Annotated in this window: 17 protein-coding genes; 12 read left to right on the top strand and 5 right to left on the bottom strand. The window is 33.5% G+C overall.

What is annotated here, in order from left to right; translation table 11 throughout:
• Window positions 1–24: 24 nt before the first annotated feature.
• The 3 genes from EV01_RS06670 to hemB form a co-directional block, all read right to left on the bottom strand.
• Window positions 25–2,436, bottom strand: a complete 2,412-nt coding sequence (locus EV01_RS06670; protein ID WP_032517337.1) for an endonuclease MutS2 — start codon at window positions 2,434–2,436, stop codon at window positions 25–27.
• A 12-nt stretch (window positions 2,437–2,448) separates the two neighbouring features.
• Complete coding sequence (locus EV01_RS0108805; RefSeq protein ID WP_032517336.1) at window positions 2,449–2,835, bottom strand: VOC family protein; 387 nt, start codon at window positions 2,833–2,835, stop codon at window positions 2,449–2,451.
• Window positions 2,836–2,897: 62 nt separating this feature from the next.
• Window positions 2,898–3,899 (bottom strand): porphobilinogen synthase, encoded by a 1,002-nt coding sequence (gene hemB, locus EV01_RS06675; protein ID WP_032517335.1) that lies wholly within the window; start codon window positions 3,897–3,899, stop codon window positions 2,898–2,900.
• Window positions 3,900–4,122: 223 nt separating this feature from the next.
• On the opposite strand from hemB, the gene EV01_RS06680 reads away from it, so the two are divergent.
• The 3 genes from EV01_RS06680 to EV01_RS06690 are packed head-to-tail and all read left to right on the top strand — an operon-like array spanning window position 4,123 to window position 7,064.
• Window positions 4,123–5,775 (top strand): SulP family inorganic anion transporter, encoded by a 1,653-nt coding sequence (locus tag EV01_RS06680; RefSeq protein WP_032517607.1) that lies wholly within the window; start codon window positions 4,123–4,125, stop codon window positions 5,773–5,775.
• A gap of 6 nt (window positions 5,776–5,781) precedes the next feature.
• A complete protein-coding gene (locus EV01_RS06685) occupies window positions 5,782–6,780 on the top strand; it encodes a sodium-dependent bicarbonate transport family permease (RefSeq protein ID WP_032517334.1) in 999 nt (332 codons plus the stop codon).
• 2 nt (window positions 6,781–6,782) lie between these two features.
• On the top strand, window positions 6,783–7,064 hold the full coding sequence (locus tag EV01_RS06690; protein WP_002805886.1) for a P-II family nitrogen regulator: 282 nt from the start codon (window positions 6,783–6,785) through the stop codon (window positions 7,062–7,064).
• A 21-nt stretch (window positions 7,065–7,085) separates the two neighbouring features.
• Here the strand turns inward: EV01_RS06690 and EV01_RS06695 are convergent, their stop codons facing one another.
• Window positions 7,086–8,042: an NAD(P)/FAD-dependent oxidoreductase gene (locus EV01_RS06695; protein ID WP_025913212.1), complete on the bottom strand. Its 957-nt coding sequence runs from the start codon at window positions 8,040–8,042 to the stop codon at window positions 7,086–7,088.
• 252 nt (window positions 8,043–8,294) lie between these two features.
• On the opposite strand from EV01_RS06695, the gene EV01_RS06700 reads away from it, so the two are divergent.
• Complete coding sequence (locus tag EV01_RS06700; protein ID WP_032517333.1) at window positions 8,295–8,612, top strand: hypothetical protein; 318 nt, start codon at window positions 8,295–8,297, stop codon at window positions 8,610–8,612.
• Complete coding sequence (locus tag EV01_RS06705) at window positions 8,609–10,276, top strand: ABC1 kinase family protein (RefSeq protein WP_032517332.1); 1,668 nt, start codon at window positions 8,609–8,611, stop codon at window positions 10,274–10,276. Before EV01_RS06700 ends, EV01_RS06705 begins: the two co-directional genes overlap by 4 nt.
• 5 nt (window positions 10,277–10,281) lie before the next feature.
• Here EV01_RS06705 and eno read toward each other — a convergent pair whose 3' ends face one another.
• The gene (gene eno / locus EV01_RS06710; RefSeq protein WP_032518533.1) at window positions 10,282–11,574 is read right to left on the bottom strand and encodes a phosphopyruvate hydratase; all 1,293 of its coding nucleotides are present in this window, start codon (window positions 11,572–11,574) and stop codon (window positions 10,282–10,284) included.
• 263 nt (window positions 11,575–11,837) lie between these two features.
• Here eno and EV01_RS06715 point away from each other — a divergent pair, with 263 nt between their 5' ends.
• From EV01_RS06715 to rplL, 7 genes are all read left to right on the top strand, one after another.
• Window positions 11,838–14,591 (top strand): ATP-dependent Clp protease ATP-binding subunit, encoded by a 2,754-nt coding sequence (locus EV01_RS06715; RefSeq protein WP_032517323.1) that lies wholly within the window; start codon window positions 11,838–11,840, stop codon window positions 14,589–14,591.
• Between the two features lie 61 nt (window positions 14,592–14,652).
• Window positions 14,653–14,895, top strand: a complete 243-nt coding sequence (gene secE, locus EV01_RS06720; protein ID WP_011817698.1) for a preprotein translocase subunit SecE — start codon at window positions 14,653–14,655, stop codon at window positions 14,893–14,895.
• A gap of 51 nt (window positions 14,896–14,946) precedes the next feature.
• On the top strand, window positions 14,947–15,558 hold the full coding sequence (gene nusG / locus EV01_RS06725) for a transcription termination/antitermination protein NusG (RefSeq protein ID WP_032517322.1): 612 nt from the start codon (window positions 14,947–14,949) through the stop codon (window positions 15,556–15,558).
• Between the two features lie 67 nt (window positions 15,559–15,625).
• The gene (gene rplK / locus EV01_RS06730) at window positions 15,626–16,051 is read left to right on the top strand and encodes a 50S ribosomal protein L11 (protein ID WP_002805232.1); all 426 of its coding nucleotides are present in this window, start codon (window positions 15,626–15,628) and stop codon (window positions 16,049–16,051) included.
• Window positions 16,052–16,117: 66 nt separating this feature from the next.
• Window positions 16,118–16,825 carry a 50S ribosomal protein L1 gene (gene rplA / locus EV01_RS06735; RefSeq protein WP_032517321.1) on the top strand — a complete coding sequence of 236 codons (708 nt, stop codon included), beginning with the start codon at window positions 16,118–16,120 and terminating at the stop codon, window positions 16,823–16,825.
• 190 nt (window positions 16,826–17,015) lie between these two features.
• Window positions 17,016–17,543, top strand: coding sequence for a 50S ribosomal protein L10 (rplJ, locus tag EV01_RS06740; RefSeq protein WP_032517320.1), 528 nt, complete (start codon window positions 17,016–17,018; stop codon window positions 17,541–17,543).
• Between the two features lie 28 nt (window positions 17,544–17,571).
• Window positions 17,572–17,883, top strand: a 312-nt coding sequence (rplL, locus tag EV01_RS0108800) for a 50S ribosomal protein L7/L12 (RefSeq protein WP_032523278.1), incomplete at its 3' end; no start/stop codon positions are given.

Below are 17,883 nucleotides of genomic sequence, written 5' to 3'. Positions count from 1 at the left end.
ATTTTTTTCTAAGTATTTTTAATTTTATTTTATCCACGCAATACTGCAACCAGGTCCACCTTCGTTGTTGGCTGCATCTTCAATCTTATCAACATAATTTATACCTGATAACCAATTTCTTATTCCTTTTTTTAATTTCCCTGTGCCAATTCCATGAACAATCCATAGCGGTCCATGAAATTTTCTAATTTTCTCCTCAATAATTATTTCGGCTTCATGAACTCTTAGTCCTCTTACGTCAATTGTATTTTTACTCGTTCTAACTTTAGAAAAAGAAAAATCTTCTCTAGTAGAATTGACCTCAATTTTTGACATCTTAAAATTAGGCTTTTCTCCATTAATACCTTCAAAGTCATTTACAGATAATGTACTTCTAAATGAACCACATTTAATTTCATAAAAACCATCTTTTTTATCTAAATCTATAATTTGTCCCGTACTATTTAGACTTTTAATTTTTACAAAATCACCTACCTGAGGGTTCCACGATATTGACTTTTCAGGTTTTTTTTGGGTTAAATGTTCCTTTTCAATTTCCTTTAATCTTTTTCCAATAATTCTCGTATCCTCTCCATTTACATTTTTATCTCTTAATTTTTTAATCAAATCTATCACCTCTTTTTTAGCGGATACAATATGTTTTGATAATTTAGACCTTTCAATTTCCTGGATTTTTTCAGCATTTATTTTTTGATATTCATAATTTCTCTTCAGTTCATCATGTAATATTTCAGTCCTTGCAATCAATTCTGCAGCAGCTTCTGCAGAATTTTGTTGTTTAATCTTCTCTTCCTCAAGTCCTTTGATAATACTGTTAATATTGTCAACTTCTTTTGGCTTTAGATAATTTGCAGCTTCATTGAGTATGCTTTCATCGAGACCAATTCTCTTTGAAATTGACAAAGCATTACTTCTCCCAGGAATACCCCAGTTGAGTATATATTTTGGCTTCAAAGAATCCTCATCAAAGGCAACTGATACGTTTTCAAATCTTGAGTCGTTATATTTTAAAGCCTTAATATCTCCATAATGTGTAGTTGCAAAAGTGATATCAGATTTATTTGCAAATTCTTTTAATAAAGCCATCGCAAGAGCACTTCCTTCAAGAGGATCTGTGCCAGATCCAATCTCATCTAGCAAAACGACCGACAATCCTTTCTTATAATCAAGTGAATCTAATATTTCTTTTATGCGGGATATGTGCCCACTGAAGGTAGATAAATTTTCTTCTAATGATTGATTATCTCCTATATCCACATATATATTTGGACAAAAAGGGATAATAGGATTATTAGTTGAAGGTATCAATAATCCTGCTCTAGCCATAAGTAAAGACAAGCCCAAACCTTTTAAAGCTGCTGTTTTACCTCCAGTATTTGGACCTGTAATAGCTACAACTTTAATATTCCTATTTATATAAAAATCGACAGCTACTGGTGAAGGGGCTCCTTTTTTCTTATGTTCCCAAATCAATAACGGATGAGAAAAACCAATTAAAGAAATAATAGGACTTTTCTCAAAAGTAGGAGTTTTGCCTCCAATCCATTTCGAATATCTTGAACGAGTTAGGGCATTTTCTAATCTCAATAAAATGGATGCCATTTCAATAAGATTTTCTGAATTATCACTAACAACCTGGGACCATTTCTTAAGTAATTTAAATTCTTCTGCTGTGATCCTAGCCTCTAAAGAAGCAATCTTATTACCTTTAGTTACTACACTTTCAGGCTCAAAATATACTGTATTTCCTGAAGATGAAGAGTCATGAATTATTCCTTTAAATTTATCTACATAATTAACTTTTACTGCTAAAACAGGCCTTCCATATCGATCTCCAATAGTAGTATCTTGCAAATAAGCTAAATTCTTTTGAATAAATTTTTCAACTAATATTTTTCTTTCAAGTTTCTTAGATAAAAATTCTTTTCTAAGAATAGATAGTGCATTACTAGCATTGTCTGAAATCCTTCCATTGGATTCAATGCCTTTTTTAAAAATCGTTTCGATATTCTGATGGTCAATTAAATTTTTTGTGAATGATGAAATATAAGGCCTTTGTTCAAAATCTAATAAGATTTTTTTTAAATTTCTTGCTGCAGCAATTGTTTTCGCTATCTCTAACAATTCAGAAGATGAAATTACACCTCCCTTCGAACAAATTTCAATATTTCTACTAATATCAAAAACACCAGAAAAACTGATTGATTTATCTAAATTTTTTTCTAACTCATTAATTTCAACAGTTTCATTCAAGAGTCTTTTAGATGCTTCGTATTCTGAGGGTATAACAAAACTTAAAATTGATCGTTTACCCATTTCCGTTGAGGCGAAGGAAGATAAATGGGTTTTTAATGAATCCCACTCTAAAAGGTTTATAGATTCTTCTTCTAAGGTGTTATCTGAATATGATTTTTTAGAATAACTTTTCTCTTGCATACAAAAAAAGAATCAAGTATTCGATTGAATACCCTCAGGAGGAACATAAAGCATCTCAAGCCAGTTTCCTTCAGTATCCTTCATATAAAAAGATGCTGTTCCATCTCTATGCTCATGTAAAGGACCAACTTTTACACCAGAATTTTTTAAATCATTTTGAATATTTTCTACTTCTTTTTTATTTTCAAAATGAAAAGCAAAGTGAGGTCCCGCAGCTTTGTAGCTAGGGCCTAACAAGGCAAGTCCATCTTTACCTTTACCTGCCTCTAAATAAGACCAATCTTTATCATCCCAAACCAATTTCATACCCAGCTTAATATAAAAAGATCTCGCCCTTTCGAGATCCTCTACTCTAAGTGCAATGTGACCAATCCTATTTACTCCTTGTGAAAACTTCAAAACAAATCAATTAATTTATTATTTATCTAAGAATAAACCAAATTTTTGTTAATAATGAGTTTTTAAGTATCCTGCAACCATTGAGATGCATCACAAGCATGATAAGTGAGTATTAATTTTGCTCCTGCTCTTTTAAAACTAAGCAATGTCTCTAAAACAATATCTTTTTCGTTAATCCAGTTCTTCATAGCAGCAGACTTTACCATGGAATACTCCCCACTAACGTTGTATGCAGCTATGGGCTTATTTGAAAATGTGCTTAGTCTATAAACAATATCCAAATATGAGATTCCTGGTTTTACCATCAAAATATCAGCTCCTTCATACTGATCCAATGCAGATTCAATTAAAGCCTCTTTTGAATTGGCAGGGTCCATTTGATATGTAGACTTATTGTCTGGAATTACTTTCTTACTATTTTCTCTAGGAGCCGAATCTAAAGCAGTTCTAAACGGACCATAATAAGCAGATGAATATTTAGCTGTATAACTAATAATACCTACATCACTAAATCCTTCACTATCAAGAGCAGTTCTAATTGCTCCAACTCTCCCATCCATCATGTCACTTGGGCCAATAAAATCTGCTCCAGCTCTAGCTTGAGTTAAAGCTTGTTTTTTTAAAATTTCGATTGTTTCATCGTTCAATATTTTGCCAGTTTCATCAACTAATCCATCATGACCATCACAAGAGTATGGGTCCAAGGCAACATCTGTCATTATTGCCATTTCTGGAATCTCTTTTTTTAATATTCGAATAGCTTCAGGTATTAAACCATCTTCATTAAAACATTCTGCTCCATCTTCAGTCTTTAAGCTATCGTCAATTTTTGGGAAAAGAACCACACACCTTATTCCCAATTCCCATGCCCTAGTAACCTCCTTTATTAAGCCATTAATATCCCATCTATAAGTTCCGGGCATTGCTGAAATGTCCTCTTTAAAATCTTTTTCATGAATAAATAATGGATATATAAAGTCCGATGCCGTTAGATGGTTTTCTCTAACCATTTCTCTAATTGCCTCATTTCTTCTTAATCTCCTTGGACGAATAATCGAATTCATTTGAATATTATTTAAATTGAAAAATATTTATCTAATACATTAATCGCTTGCCTCGCACAAAAATTAATCAGAGACTACTTTTGTTCAGGAAAATTAACTAAAATTTATTTAATAAGAGCAAAAAAAGTTACAAAAATATTTTGCACAATCTTCATTTTTCACAAATTTACATCATTTAGAGATAATATCTTTTAGTTAAGTATTTATTTTGAGGAAAGCATCTTTGAACATAATTAATGGATTTCATCTGAAAAATGTAAGAGGCGATATTCTAGGAGGCATCACAGCCGCAGTAGTGGCTTTACCTCTCGCTCTTGCTTTTGGAAATGCTGCGTTAGGACCTGGCGGAGCAATTTATGGACTTTATGGAGCAGTAGTAGTTGGTTTTTTAGCCGCATTATTCGGCGGAACACCTGCTCAAGTTAGTGGACCTACCGGTCCCATGAGTGTAACTGTTGCAGGTGTAGTAGCAGGCTTGGCCGCAGTGGGGGTTCCAAGAGATCTTTCTGCAGGACAAATTTTACCTTTAGTTATGGCAGCGGTAGTCATTGGCGGCTTACTGCAAATATTATTCGGGATTCTAAAACTAGGTAAATACATTACTTTAGTTCCATATTCTGTTGTTTCAGGATTTATGTCTGGTATTGGAGTAATAATCATTGCGCTTCAGATTGGTCCATTACTTGGAATTAGCACTCGAGGTGGAGTAGTCGAATCTTTAACTACTGTATTTTCAAATTTCCAGCCCAATGGTGCTGCTATTGGAGTTGCAATAATGACACTAGGTATAGTATTCCTTACTCCTAGAAAAATAAGTCAGTGGGTACCTTCTCCTCTCTTGGCACTATTGATAGTTACTCCAATATCAATATTAATTTTTGGAGATGGAGCAATTGATAGAATTGGAGAAATTCCAAGGGGAGTTCCATCTTTAAATTTCCCAAGTTTTAATCAATATTTCCCAATTATTTTCAAAGCAGGATTAGTCCTAGCAGTACTTGGCGCAATTGACTCCTTACTGACATCTCTAGTAGCAGATAATATCTCTCAAACAAAACATGATTCTGATAGAGAACTTATTGGTCAAGGGATAGGAAATGCAGTTGCAGGTCTGTTTTCAGGTTTACCTGGAGCAGGAGCAACAATGAGAACAGTCATAAATGTTAAATCTGGAGGATCAACTCCTATCTCTGGTATGGTTCACTCAGTTGTGTTGTTGATAGTTTTAGTTGGTGCGGGACCTTTAGCTGAGCAAATACCAACTGCGTTACTAGCAGGAATCCTTATAAAAGTAGGTTTAGATATTATTGATTGGGGATTTTTAAGGAGGGCTCACAAATTATCTTTAAAAACTTCAGTAGTAATGTATGGCGTACTTTTGATGACAGTTTTTTGGGATTTAATTTGGGCAGTTTTAGTAGGTGTATTTATAGCAAATATGCTCACTATCGATTCAATAACTGAAACTCAACTAGAAGGTATGGATGAGGATAATCCTTTATCAAAAGATGATCAAGCTAAAAATGCATTACCTGCTGATGAAAAAGCACTACTAGATAGATGTTCAGGAGAAGTAATGCTATTTAGACTTAAAGGACCACTTAGTTTTGGAGCAGCTAAAGGTATATCTGAGAGAATGATGCTTGTAAGAAACTACAAAGTTTTGATATTAGATATCACTGATGTTCCAAGACTTGGAGTGACCGCGACTCTGGCAATAGAAGATATGATGCAAGAAGCAAAAAATAATTCCAGAAAAGCATTTGTTGCAGGTGCTAATGAAAAAGTAAAAGATAGATTAGCTAGGTTTGGAGTTGAAGGGATTATTGAAACAAGAAAAGAAGCTTTAGAAACTGCTCTAAATGAAATAGCCTAATAATTTATGGAAATAAGCCCAATTCTGCAAAATGTATTAGCCCCGCCAGTTCTTTTCTTTTTGATTGGAGCAATATCAGTACTCTTTAAATCTGATTTAGAGATACCAGCTCCATTACCTAAACTCTTCTCCTTATACCTACTCCTAGCTATTGGTTTTAAAGGAGGTATAGAGATACAGAAAAGTGGTTTTACAGATCAAGTATTGCCTACTTTAAGTGCTGCAATTCTGATGTCACTAATTATCCCGCTGATTGGATTTTTAATTTTAAGATTTAAGTTTGATGTCTTTAATTCAGCCGCGATAGCAGCAGCATACGGTTCAATTAGTGCTGTTACATTTATCTCTGCAGAAAGTTTTTTAGAAAGTCAAAAAATAGCTTTTGATGGATTTATGGTTGGCGCTTTAGCTTTAATGGAGTCTCCTGCAATAATCGTTGGATTATTACTTGTGAAATTTGCAGCTCCAAAAAATAGACCAAAATCAAGAAAAATGCATCTAAGCGCAATATTACACGAATCACTTTTGAATGGATCAGTTTATTTATTGCTCTCAAGCTTGATTGTAGGATTTCTCACTGCTGCCAGTAATCCCTCAGGTATTGAAAAAATGGAGCCTTTTACTGGACAATTATTCTATGGAGCAGAATGCTTCTTCTTGTTAGATATGGGAATAGTTGCTGCTCAAAGATTGCCGAGACTGAAAAATGCAGGTTCGTTCTTGATTGGATTCGCCATTTTTATGCCTTTATTTAACGCATTTATTGGTGTTTTCGTTGCAAGATTTTTATCTTTAGGACCTGGCAACGCACTTTTATTTGTGGTTTTATGTGCAAGCGCGTCTTATTTAGCAGTTCCTGCAGCAATGAGGATGACAGTTCCAGAAGCTAAATCTAGTTATTATATTTCAACTACACTAGGTCTAACTTTCCCATTCAATATAGTTCTTGGCATTCCCATATATATGAGTTTAGTAAATACTATTATCCCACTATCACCTTTATAAAAATGAAAAGATTAGATTTGATATTTAGTGAAAGAGAACTAGATGCAATCATTAAAACATTAGAAAAAGCTAATGTTCCTGGATATACAGTTATGAAACACGCTACAGGCAGAGGACCTGAAAGAGTTGTTACGGAAGATATGGAATTTACAGGATTAGGAGCGAATGCTCATGTAATTGTTTTTTGCGAGCAAGAATTAATAGATAAAATGAGAGATAATATCAGGGACGATTTGAGCTATTACGGAGGAGTCGCTTATATTTCTGAAGCAACACCCCTTTAGATCAAAAAAGAAATATTTTATTTAAGAATGAATCCAATCCACTCTAATATTTTTTCTACTATTTAAATATCTATCAATTGACATTGCAGCAATACATCCGTCAGAAGCTGCAACTACGGCTTGCTTAAATGGTGTGTTTCTTATATCTCCAATAGCCCATACTCCATCAGAATTTGTAGACATAAAGTCATCCACAATAACTCCTCCGTCTTCTTTTAAAGCAATTTGATCCCCTAAAAAATCAGTAATAGGCTTCGAACCACTCATGTAGACAAACACTCCATCTAAATTTAAATTGATAGGATTTTCCTCTTGCTTATTTTTTACAACGACCCCATTAACACCCATATCATCTCCCAATATTTCTAATAATCTTGTTCTACTCCAATGTTTTATATTTGAATTATCCATCAATTCCATAGCTTCTTCGTTATCTGATTTAGGATCACTTGATGTAATCCAATGCACGGTTGATGCGAATTTAGTTAGAACAGTTGCCTCTTCAATTGCCTCCTTGTTTACTCCAACAACGGCAACCTCTCTATTTTTATAAAAAGCCCCATCACATGTAGCACAATAACTTACTCCTTTACCAAGAAAATCCGCTTCTCCCTTAAATGATGCAGGCCTACCCATGGCTCCACTTGCAAGTACAAGTGCTTTAGCTTTAAAAGTGCCTTCGGGCGTGTAAACCATTTTCCATTCTCCACTAGCGTCTATTCCAAACACTTGCGCTCTTCTATAATCTGTACCATATTGCACAGCCTGTTCTCTCATTAGGGTAAGTAATTTTTCTCCACTTATATCAACAGGAACCCCTGGATAATTAGCTATTTGATGAGTTATTGCTAAGGCGCCAACAGATGGATTTTTATCTAAAATTACTGTCTTTAAATTTGAACGAGATGTATAAAGTGCGCAAGTACATCCGGCGGGGCCTCCTCCGATAATAACTACATCTGACTCAATGATTTCCAATTTTTAAAAACTCCTTTTGTAGTTAATTAGATGAGTTCTTGGTTAGAAGATATTTTTAAAGTAAATACCTCAACCTTTATATAAATATAAGTTAAAAGAAAAAAGAGAAAAAAGCTTAATATAGAAACAAACTTACATAGGAAAAACATAAAAAATTAATTATCAAAATGATCGGTTACGTGAAACGTTCTGTATTGATCTATTATTAAATCATATCGAAAAATCAATTGCCGTTGAAACATTATATTTTTCATGACCAACTCTGATTACCTTTTAAAAGCTGCCATTAAGAAAGTAACCGAAAAATTAAACGAAATATTGGTTGAAAAAATTGAAGAAGCAACACATATTGCTCAGGATGCTCCTGAAATTCTCAAAAAAGAATTTGATAATTTAAAAGAATCCATAATCGAAGAAGCATCAAGACTAGAAAAAGCAGAGAATATTGAAGAAAATGAGTCTACAAATACTTATCAAGATCCCAAAATAAAAAAAGCTTTAAATGAAATTGAAGGTATCAATAAGCAAATTGATCTCTTTAATAAAACTATAAATAATCAAATTAAATGAGTTATCACGTTCTGCATTATCGTTTAAAAAAATTGAAGAGGTTCTTTCTTATTTGGATAACTCTGATTTCGCTTTTATTAAATTTATGGATAGATAATATTAGATTTACAATTTTTAAAACTAAGAGCGACCAAAAAAGTAGGGTCCAAATTAAAAGAGCTAGGTGGTTTACTAATCAATTAATAAAGCTTGGTTCAGCATTTATTAAAATTGGACAATTATTATCAGCGAGACCTGATTTAATTCCTAATACCTGGATACAGGAATTGTCTAAATTGCAGGATCAAGTACCTAATTTTTCATTTGCACAAGTTGAAGAGACTATAAGAAATGAAATAGGGTCTAAGTTTAATGAAATAGATCAAATAATATGCGATCCGGTTGGATCAGCATCACTAGCTCAGGTTCATAGAGCGACTTTAAAAGATGGTAAGAAAGTAGTTTTTAAAGTTCAAAGACCCAATTTAAAAGAATTGTTTATTATCGATTTGGGCATAATGCAGCAAATAGCAGGATTATTGCAGAAAAATAAGAATTGGAGTCGAGGTAGAAACTGGGTTGAGATTGCTAAAGAGTGTAGGAAAGTTCTTATGAAAGAACTTGATTTTAATTGCGAAGCGCAATATGCAGCAAGATTTAGGCAGCAATTTCTTGATGATGAAAATGTTAAAGTTCCTGAAGTAATTTGGGATATGAGCAGTGAAAAAGTGCTTTGCTTAAGTTATGTAGAAGGGACAAAAATAAGCGATTTAGAAAAATTAAAATCACAAGAAATTGATTTATCTAAAATTGCAGAGATAGGTGCAATCAGCTACTTAAAACAATTAGTAAATTACGGGTTTTTTCATGCAGATCCTCATCCAGGGAATCTAGCAGTTTCAAGTGAAGGTAAATTGATTTTTTATGATTTTGGAATGATGGGGAACATCTCAAATAACCTTCAAACAAGATTAGGGGGGATGGTTAAGGCTGCTGCTCTTAGAGACGCCTCATCACTTGTTAGTCAATTACAACTAGCTGGGCTAATTTCAAAAGATATTGATGTAGGACCAGTAAGAAGATTAGTCAGATTGATGCTTAAAGAAGCCTTAACTCCGCCATTTAGTCCTAATATTATTGAAAAATTATCTGGAGATTTATACGAACTGGTTTATGAAACGCCATTTCAACTGCCAGTAGATTTAATCTTTGTGATGAGAGCTTTATCAACTTTTGAAGGAGTTGGTAGAATGCTTGATCCAGGGTTTAACCTTGTATCAGTTACCAAGCCTTATTTAATAGAACTTATGACTTCAAATAATCAAACTCCCAACGATTTAATTAACCAATTTGGAAGGCAAGTAGGTGAACTAGGATCGAAAGCTGTTGGAATTCCCAAAAGAATAGATGAAAGTTTAGAAAGATTAGAACAGGGCGATTTACAATTGCAAATAAGAATGGGAGAGTCTGATAGGCAATTCAAAAAAATGTTTACTGCGCAAAAAACTTTAGGTCATTCAATTCTCATAGGAAGCTTATCAATTGCATCTGCTTTACTTGTAACCAATAAACAAAATAATTTTGCATTGTTGCCACTTTTTTTTGCACTACCAATAAGTATTGATTGGATAAAGTGCCAATTAAGTATGAGAAAAGGCTCACGTTTAGAAAAACTTAAGCGCTAAAAAAACTATATATTTTTTGGACCTAAACCTAGAGCTCCAGCGAATCTTGCTTGATTTCCTAGTTCCTCCTCAATTTTTAAAAGCCTATTATATTTTGCAATCCTTTCACTTCTGCTCAAAGAGCCAGTCTTGATCTGACCCGATCTTGTGGCGACAGATAAATCTGCGATTGTTGTATCTTCAGTCTCACCACTTCTATGACTTATAACACTTGTGAAACCAGACATTTTAGCTAACTCAATAGCTTCCAAAGTTTCAGTTAATGTTCCAATTTGATTTACCTTTATTAGGATTGAATTGGCAGATTTTTCTATAATCCCTTTCCGTAATCTTTCTGTATTAGTAACGAATAAATCATCACCTACAAGCTGAACTTTATTCCCTAATTCTTTGTTTAATTCTGACCAACCCTCCCAATCATCCTCAGCTAAACCGTCCTCTATTGAAACTATGGGATAATTAGAAACTAATCTTGAAAGATATGAAATCATTTCAGAACTATTTAAACTTTTACCTTCATATTTATAAATACCATCACTATAAAATTCAGTACTAGCAGCATCTAAAGCTAAAGATACCTGCTCACCAGGCTTAAATCCTGCTTTTTGAATTGCTTCTAATAATAAGTCCCCTGCTTCTTCGCTTGATGACAAATTCGGGGCAAATCCACCCTCATCGCCTACAGCGGTAGATAGACCTTTTTGATCAAGTAATGATTTTAATGAGTGAAAAATTTCAGTACCCATTCTTAATGATTCACTGAAATTATTAACTCCATGTGGAACAAGCATAAATTCCTGAAAATCAAGACTATTTGGTGCATGTGCACCACCATTTATTACATTCATCAATGGGACTGGAAGAAGATTGGATAATGGATCTCCAAGATATCTATATAGGGGAATGTCTAAAGCATTTGCTGATGCTCTAGCAGTGGCAAGACTTACTGCAAGGATTGAATTTGCTCCAAGGTTAGACTTATTAGGAGTTCCATCAATTTCAATCATTAATTTATCTACTGCAGTTTGATCTAAAGATGACAAACCACATAAAGCCGGCGATATGGTTTCATGAATTTTATTAACAGCATTCAAAACGCCTTTCCCCATATATTTCGAACCACCATCTCTTAATTCATGAGCCTCATGAGCACCAGTGCTAGCTCCGCTGGGAACAATTGCTCTACCACTTGCACCACATTCCAAAAATACTTCTGCCTCTACAGTTGGATTACCTCTTGAATCAAGAACTTGCCTTGATTCAATGGTATCAATAAGAAAATCAATAGTTTCTTTCACAATTTAATTATTACTATTTAAATCCTATAAATAGCTGAACTATTTGGCTAATATCTGAAATATATATGTTAACCAATTATAATTTTTAATTTCAAAACAACTTAAATATTAGTTAACCCTTTTATTAATTCCAAAGTTCCTGTAACCCCTCACACAAACATATTTTTTAAATTCATCTTACAATTTAAAAATTATTGGATGATTATTAATGCAGAAACTATTTAGAATATTAATTAGTAATCAACTATAGTTTTTATAGTTTTATGAGAGAAACACTTACATCCAGTCCTGAATTATTTAGCGATATAAGTTGGAATCTTCTTTTATTAGGGGAAGAAACAGCAAAAAAATGGGATCATAGCGAATTTAATATTGAACACATAATTCATACATTGTTCACATCAAGTGAATTCTTTGCTTTCATTGAAAAATTATCAATCGACCAAGATACAGTTTTAGATATAACAGAAGATTTTTTAGAAGAAACTCCAATAAATGAGTCGGATATTTTTACTATCGGAGAAGATTTAGAAATTTTATTAGATAATGCAAATCAGATTAAAATCCAATGGGGTTCTAGATTCATAGAAATCCCTCATTTACTTATTGCTCTTGGAAGAGATTTAAGAATTGGAAATTATGTTTTTGAAGAAAGCAACCTTTCGATGGAAAAATTAGAAGAAGAATTAAAGTTTTTCCCAAATATTAATCTATCAAAAGATTCTTTAAATTATGAGAACGTACTTGAAATAAATAATCAATCTAATTTTGAATCAAATAAAGAGACTTTAGTTAAAGAAGATAAATTTAAAGAAGCTATTGTTCCATTACCCAAAAGTAAACTTGAAATTAAAACCAAAAAACAAGCTGGGAAAGATGAAAATGCACTTTTAATTTATGGAAAAGATTTAACAGAATCAGCTAAAAAAGGCTTAATGGATCCCGTTTTAGGAAGAGAAAATGAGATCAATAATTTAATGAGGGTACTCTGCAGAAGGAACAAAAATAATCCTATACTTATCGGCAATCCTGGAGTTGGTAAAACCTCAATTGCAAAATTACTTGCTCAATTAATTGTAGACAAAAAAGTTCCTGATTCTTTAAAGGATTTTAAAATTATTTCGCTTGACTTAGGTACTTTAGTTTCTGGGACAAAATTTAGAGGCCAACTAGAAGAAAGGCTAAGCTTAATAATGCAGGAATTAAAAAATCCACGCCAAGGAACGATTCTATTTATTGATGAAATTCATTCAATATTAAGTTCTGACAGATCTTCTACCGACATTAGCAATATCTTAAAACCTTTACTGGCTGAAGGAGAACTTAGATGTATCGGTACAACAACACCTGAGAAATTTCGCGAAACTATTGAAAAAGATCAAGCATTAAATAATTGCTTTCAAAAGATAACAGTTAATGAACCTTCAGTAGAATTAAGCGCAAAAATACTGAAAGGTATCAAAAAGAAATATGAATCACATCATGGCATAAAAATTTCTGAAGAAGCTGTAAACTATTCTGCAAAGTTGGCCGACAGATACATCAGCGATAAATGTCTTCCTGATAAAGCAATTGATTTAATTGATGAAGCAGCTGCAGAGCTAAAAATTGAGTCTAATAAAAAGCCACAAATAATTATCCAGCAAGAAAACAAACTTCTTACTATTAATGAAAAACTGAATAATTTGCAAGGAGAAAATATCGAAGCTCAAGAAAAACTGTTACATATGAGGCAACAATCAGAGGCAAAATTGAACGTTCTTTTGGACAATTGGAACAATTTGCGGGAGGAAATGGAGCAATTATCCATTTTAATGAAAGAAGAAGATAGGCTAACAAAACAAATTAAAGATAAATCAAATCGCGAAATTGAAAATGATCTGGATTATTTAGAAAACCTTGAAGAAGAGTTAAATGAAATAGAGAATGAAATACAAAAAGTTGAAGACAACTTCAATAAAATAAAGAAAAATAGAAATTTCCCTTTTAAATATCAAGTTGAACCTGATGATATTGCTGATGTTATCTCAAAAATTACAGGTATTCCAATTTCTAAAGTAGTGTCAAATGAACGTAAGAAATTAGTCAATCTAGAAATAGAGCTAAGTGAAAAAGTTATTGGACAAGAAAAAGCTATAGAAGCTGTCTCTGCCGCAATTAGAAGAGCTCGCGTTGGCATGAAAAGTCCTAAAAGACCTGTAGGATCTTTTTTATTTATGGGTCCTACAGGTGTTGGCAAAACAGAATTAGCAAAATCTCTTGCAACAGCTTTATTTGATGAAGAAGACGCACTTTTAAGATTAGATATGAGTGAATATATGGAGAAAAATGCCGTAGCAAGACTTTTGGGAGCTCCTCCAGGTTATGTTGGTTATGAAGAGGGAGGTCAATTAACTGAAGCTGTAAGACGTAAACCCTACTCAGTAATACTTCTTGATGAGATAGAAAAAGCACATTCAGAAGTTTTTAATATCCTTTTACAAGTCTTAGACGAAGGAAGATTAACAGACTCTCAAGGAAGGACCGTAGACTTCAAAAATACTGTAATCATTATGACAAGCAACCTAGCTGGTAAATCTATACTGGAGTATTCACAAAAGATTGTAGGTGAGGGAAAGTCAGAAGAAGACCAACAAACCTTAGATGATTCAATTAATAATACATTGTCTTCAATTTTTAGACCTGAATTTTTAAATAGAATTGACGAAGTAGTAAAGTTTAATCCATTGTCTATTGATGAACTTCAAAAAATAATAATTTTACAAACAGAAGATTTAAAAAACTTATTACTTGAACAGAAAATAAATATCGTTATAGACAAAAAAGTTATTAATAAAATTGCAAACGATTCTTACGAACCTGAATATGGTGCTAGGCCCCTTAGCAGAGAACTTAGAAGACAAATAGAAAATCCCTTGGCTGCAAAACTTTTAGAAGATAACTTCAAAAATAAAAAAAATATAACAATTAAACTTAACTCTGCTAAAAAAGATGAGATCGTTTTCAAACCTAGCTGAGGAGTAAATCAATAAGCTAAAATAAATACTAAAGCATAAAGCTTAATTTCTAAAAAATTTTGTGACAAGTCCCACTACTAATAAAGAACCTCTGAAAAAGGATTCTCCTGAAGTTGAAGAGCCTAAAAAAAAGAATAATTTTTTTAGATCTACCTACGATGAGCTTAAACTTGTCGTGTGGCCTAACAAACAACAGCTTTTTAGCGAATCAGTAGCAGTTATAATTATGGTGTCGTTTTCTGCTGCAGCCATTGCTTCTGTTAGCAGATTCTATGGATGGGCAGCCTCACAAATTTTTGGTTGAATTATCTCCCAAATATCCATTAATAAAGATTTTAATTAAGCTTCCAGAAAAATGAGTAATGAATTAACTACAAGCCTTGCTTCTTCAAAAGCAAATACAAGCATCGCAAGATGGTATGCAGTTCAAGTAGCATCAAGCTGTGAAAAAAAAGTAAAAGCGACTCTGGAGCAGAGGTCAGTAACTTTAGGTGTCAATAATCGAATCATTGAAATTGAAATTCCTCAAACTCCAGGAATTAAATTAAAAAAAGATGGAAGCAGACAAACTACTGAAGAAAAAGTTTTCCCGGGTTATGTCCTCGTAAGAATGATTTTGGATGAAGATACAATGATGGCTGTTAAAAGTACTCCAAATGTAATTAACTTTGTCGGTGCTGAAGACGGTAGAGGCAGCGGAAGATCTCGAGGTCATATCAAACCTCGACCATTATCAAGACAAGAAGTTAATAGAATCTTTAAGCGCGCATCAGAGAAAAAAGCTGTAATTAAGTTAGATATTGAAGAAAAAGATAGAATCATTGTAACTAGCGGTCCGTTCAAGGATTTCCAAGGAGAAGTTATAGAAGTTTCTGGAGAAAGAAATAAATTAAAAGCATTACTTTCAATATTTGGGCGCGAGACTCCTGTAGAATTAGAATTCTCCCAAATCAATAAACAAAATTAATTTCTAATTGTTCTTGTTTATCGAGTAAAATTATGATTTTCTACTTCAGCTTAAATTCTCTAATCTAATGGCAAAAAAAATTGTTGCAGTTATCAAGCTTGCTCTACAAGCAGGCAAAGCAAATCCTGCTCCTCCTGTAGGGCCAGCTTTAGGACAGCATGGTGTCAATATCATGGCATTTTGCAAAGAATATAATGCAAGGACACAAGATAAAGCAGGTTTTGTAATTCCAGTTGAGATTTCTGTTTTTGAAGATAGAAGCTTTACTTTTATCACAAAAACACCTCCTGCTTCCGTCTTAATAACAAAAGCAGCTGGTATAGAGAAAGGATCAGGTGAATCCGCAAAAGGCTCTGTTGGGAATATAAGTAAAGCTCAATTAGAAGAGATAGCCAAAACTAAGCTTCCTGATCTAAACTGTTCTAGTGTTGAATCTGCAATGAAAGTAATTGAGGGTACTGCTCGTAATATGGGCGTCTCTATTACTGATTGAGTTCCTTACAAAATTTCTCACTATTTAGGGGAGGTTAGTTAATAACCGTTTGCACCCAATATTATTATGAAAAAACTATCCAAAAGAATGGCGGCTCTATCAACAAAGATAGAAGATCGCATTTACGCACCACTTGAAGCTCTTAGTATTATCAAGGAAAACGCTAATGCAAAATTTGATGAAACTATCGAAGCACATATTCGTTTAGGTATTGATCCAAAATATACTGATCAACAATTAAGGACCACTGTTGCATTACCACATGGTACTGGCCAAAGCATCAAAATCGCAGTAATCACAAGCGGTGAGAATGTATCGAAAGCAAAGACTGCTGGTGCAGATTTATTTGGCGAAGAAGATCTTGTGGAAAGCATCAACAAAGGAAATATGGAGTTTGATCTACTTATTGCAACTCCAGATATGATGCCAAAGGTTGCAAAATTAGGAAGAGTTTTAGGACCTAGAGGTTTAATGCCTAATCCTAAAGCTGGAACAGTAACTAATGATATTGCTAATGCAATAAAAGAATTCAAAGCTGGTAAGCTCGAATTTAGAGCAGATAAGGCTGGAATCGTTCATGTACGCTTTGGAAAAGCAAGTTTCACAAAAGAGGCTTTATTTGACAACTTGAAAACCTTACAAGAGTCAATTGATAAAAATAAACCAAGTGGAGCCAAGGGAAAGTATTGGAAAACTTTTTATGTAACTTCAACAATGGGGCCTTCGGTTCAAGTAGATATAAATGCTGTACAAGATTACCAACCTGAAGGTTAACTCTTTGTAGTATAATTTATATTGCAATAATACGGCCAAAGAAAGTAGGTTGATTTAGTTTTTCTAAATTTTTAATTCCTACCGAGGACTCGTCTTAAATTATTTCTTTTTGGATCTAATAAAAGCGGCCTCTTTATAAGAACTTTGCCGCATTTCCTGCTCTCCCTAAATTACGATCCAAAAAACATCAATGGGCCGAACACTAGAGAATAAGCAACAAATCGTTACTGAGATTAAATCTCTATTAAACGACTCGGAAATGGCTGTAGTTCTTGACTATAAAGGTTTAACTATCAAAGAAATGTCAGATTTGCGATCCAGATTGCAAACAACTAACGGCATTTGCAAAGTTACTAAAAATTCATTAATGCGCAAAGCTATTGATGGAGATAGTAATTGGAACGATCTTGAATCTTTACTGAACGGAACTAATGCTTTTGTCTTAATTAAAGAAGATGTTGGTGGTGCTGTAAAAGCTATCCAATCTTTTCAAAAAGACACCAAAAAATCCGAAACCAAAGGAGCTTTATTTGAAGGCAGACTTCTAAGCGATTCTGAAATAAAAGAAATTGCAAGTCTTCCATCTAAAGAAGTATTAATGGCAAAAATTGCTGGTGCTCTTAATGGCGTTGCAACAAAAATTGCGATTTCAATTAATGAAGTACCTTCTGGACTTGCTAGATCACTTAAGCAACATTCTGAAAAATCAGAATCCTAAATTCAAAACCTAATTAACTTTTAAGAAAATGTCCGCAAAAACTGAAGAAATTCTTGAATCATTAAAATCTCTATCACTTTTAGAAGCATCTGAGCTTGTAAAGCAAATTGAAGAGGCTTTTGGTGTATCTGCTGCAGCTTCTGCAGGTGTAGTAATGGCAGCTCCAGGAGCAGCTGGCGGTGAGGCAGATGGTGGCGCTGCTGAAGAAAAAACTGAATTTGATGTAGTTCTCGAAAGCTTTGATGCAGCTGCAAAGATTAAAGTCCTTAAAGTTGTAAGAAATGCAACTGGTCTAGGTCTTGGCGATGCAAAAGCACTTGTTGAATCAGCACCAAAAACA

Source organism: Prochlorococcus marinus str. MIT 9401, assembly GCF_000760095.1.
Lineage (GTDB): Bacteria > Cyanobacteriota > Cyanobacteriia > PCC-6307 > Cyanobiaceae > Prochlorococcus_A > Prochlorococcus_A marinus_I.
Note: the sequence above shows the minus strand (reverse complement) of the source record. Positions and strands in the feature narration are given on the sequence as shown.

Bases quoted from the DNA above. Each gene is read 5' to 3' on its own strand.
- EV01_RS06670 (WP_032517337.1), bottom strand. From the start codon at position 2,436: ATGCAAGAGAAAAGTTATTCTAAAAAATCATATTCAGATAACACCTTA.
- hemB (WP_032517335.1), bottom strand. From the start codon at position 3,899: ATGAATTCGATTATTCGTCCAAGGAGATTAAGAAGAAATGAGGCAATT.
- EV01_RS06685 (WP_032517334.1), top strand. From the start codon at position 5,782: ATGGAAATAAGCCCAATTCTGCAAAATGTATTAGCCCCGCCAGTTCTT.
- EV01_RS06690 (WP_002805886.1), top strand. From the start codon at position 6,783: ATGAAAAGATTAGATTTGATATTTAGTGAAAGAGAACTAGATGCAATC.
- EV01_RS06700 (WP_032517333.1), top strand. From the start codon at position 8,295: ATGACCAACTCTGATTACCTTTTAAAAGCTGCCATTAAGAAAGTAACC.
- EV01_RS06705 (WP_032517332.1), top strand. From the start codon at position 8,609: ATGAGTTATCACGTTCTGCATTATCGTTTAAAAAAATTGAAGAGGTTC.
- EV01_RS06715 (WP_032517323.1), top strand. From the start codon at position 11,838: ATGAGAGAAACACTTACATCCAGTCCTGAATTATTTAGCGATATAAGT.
- nusG (WP_032517322.1), top strand. From the start codon at position 14,947: ATGAGTAATGAATTAACTACAAGCCTTGCTTCTTCAAAAGCAAATACA.
- rplK (WP_002805232.1), top strand. From the start codon at position 15,626: ATGGCAAAAAAAATTGTTGCAGTTATCAAGCTTGCTCTACAAGCAGGC.
- rplA (WP_032517321.1), top strand. From the start codon at position 16,118: ATGAAAAAACTATCCAAAAGAATGGCGGCTCTATCAACAAAGATAGAA.
- rplJ (WP_032517320.1), top strand. From the start codon at position 17,016: ATGGGCCGAACACTAGAGAATAAGCAACAAATCGTTACTGAGATTAAA.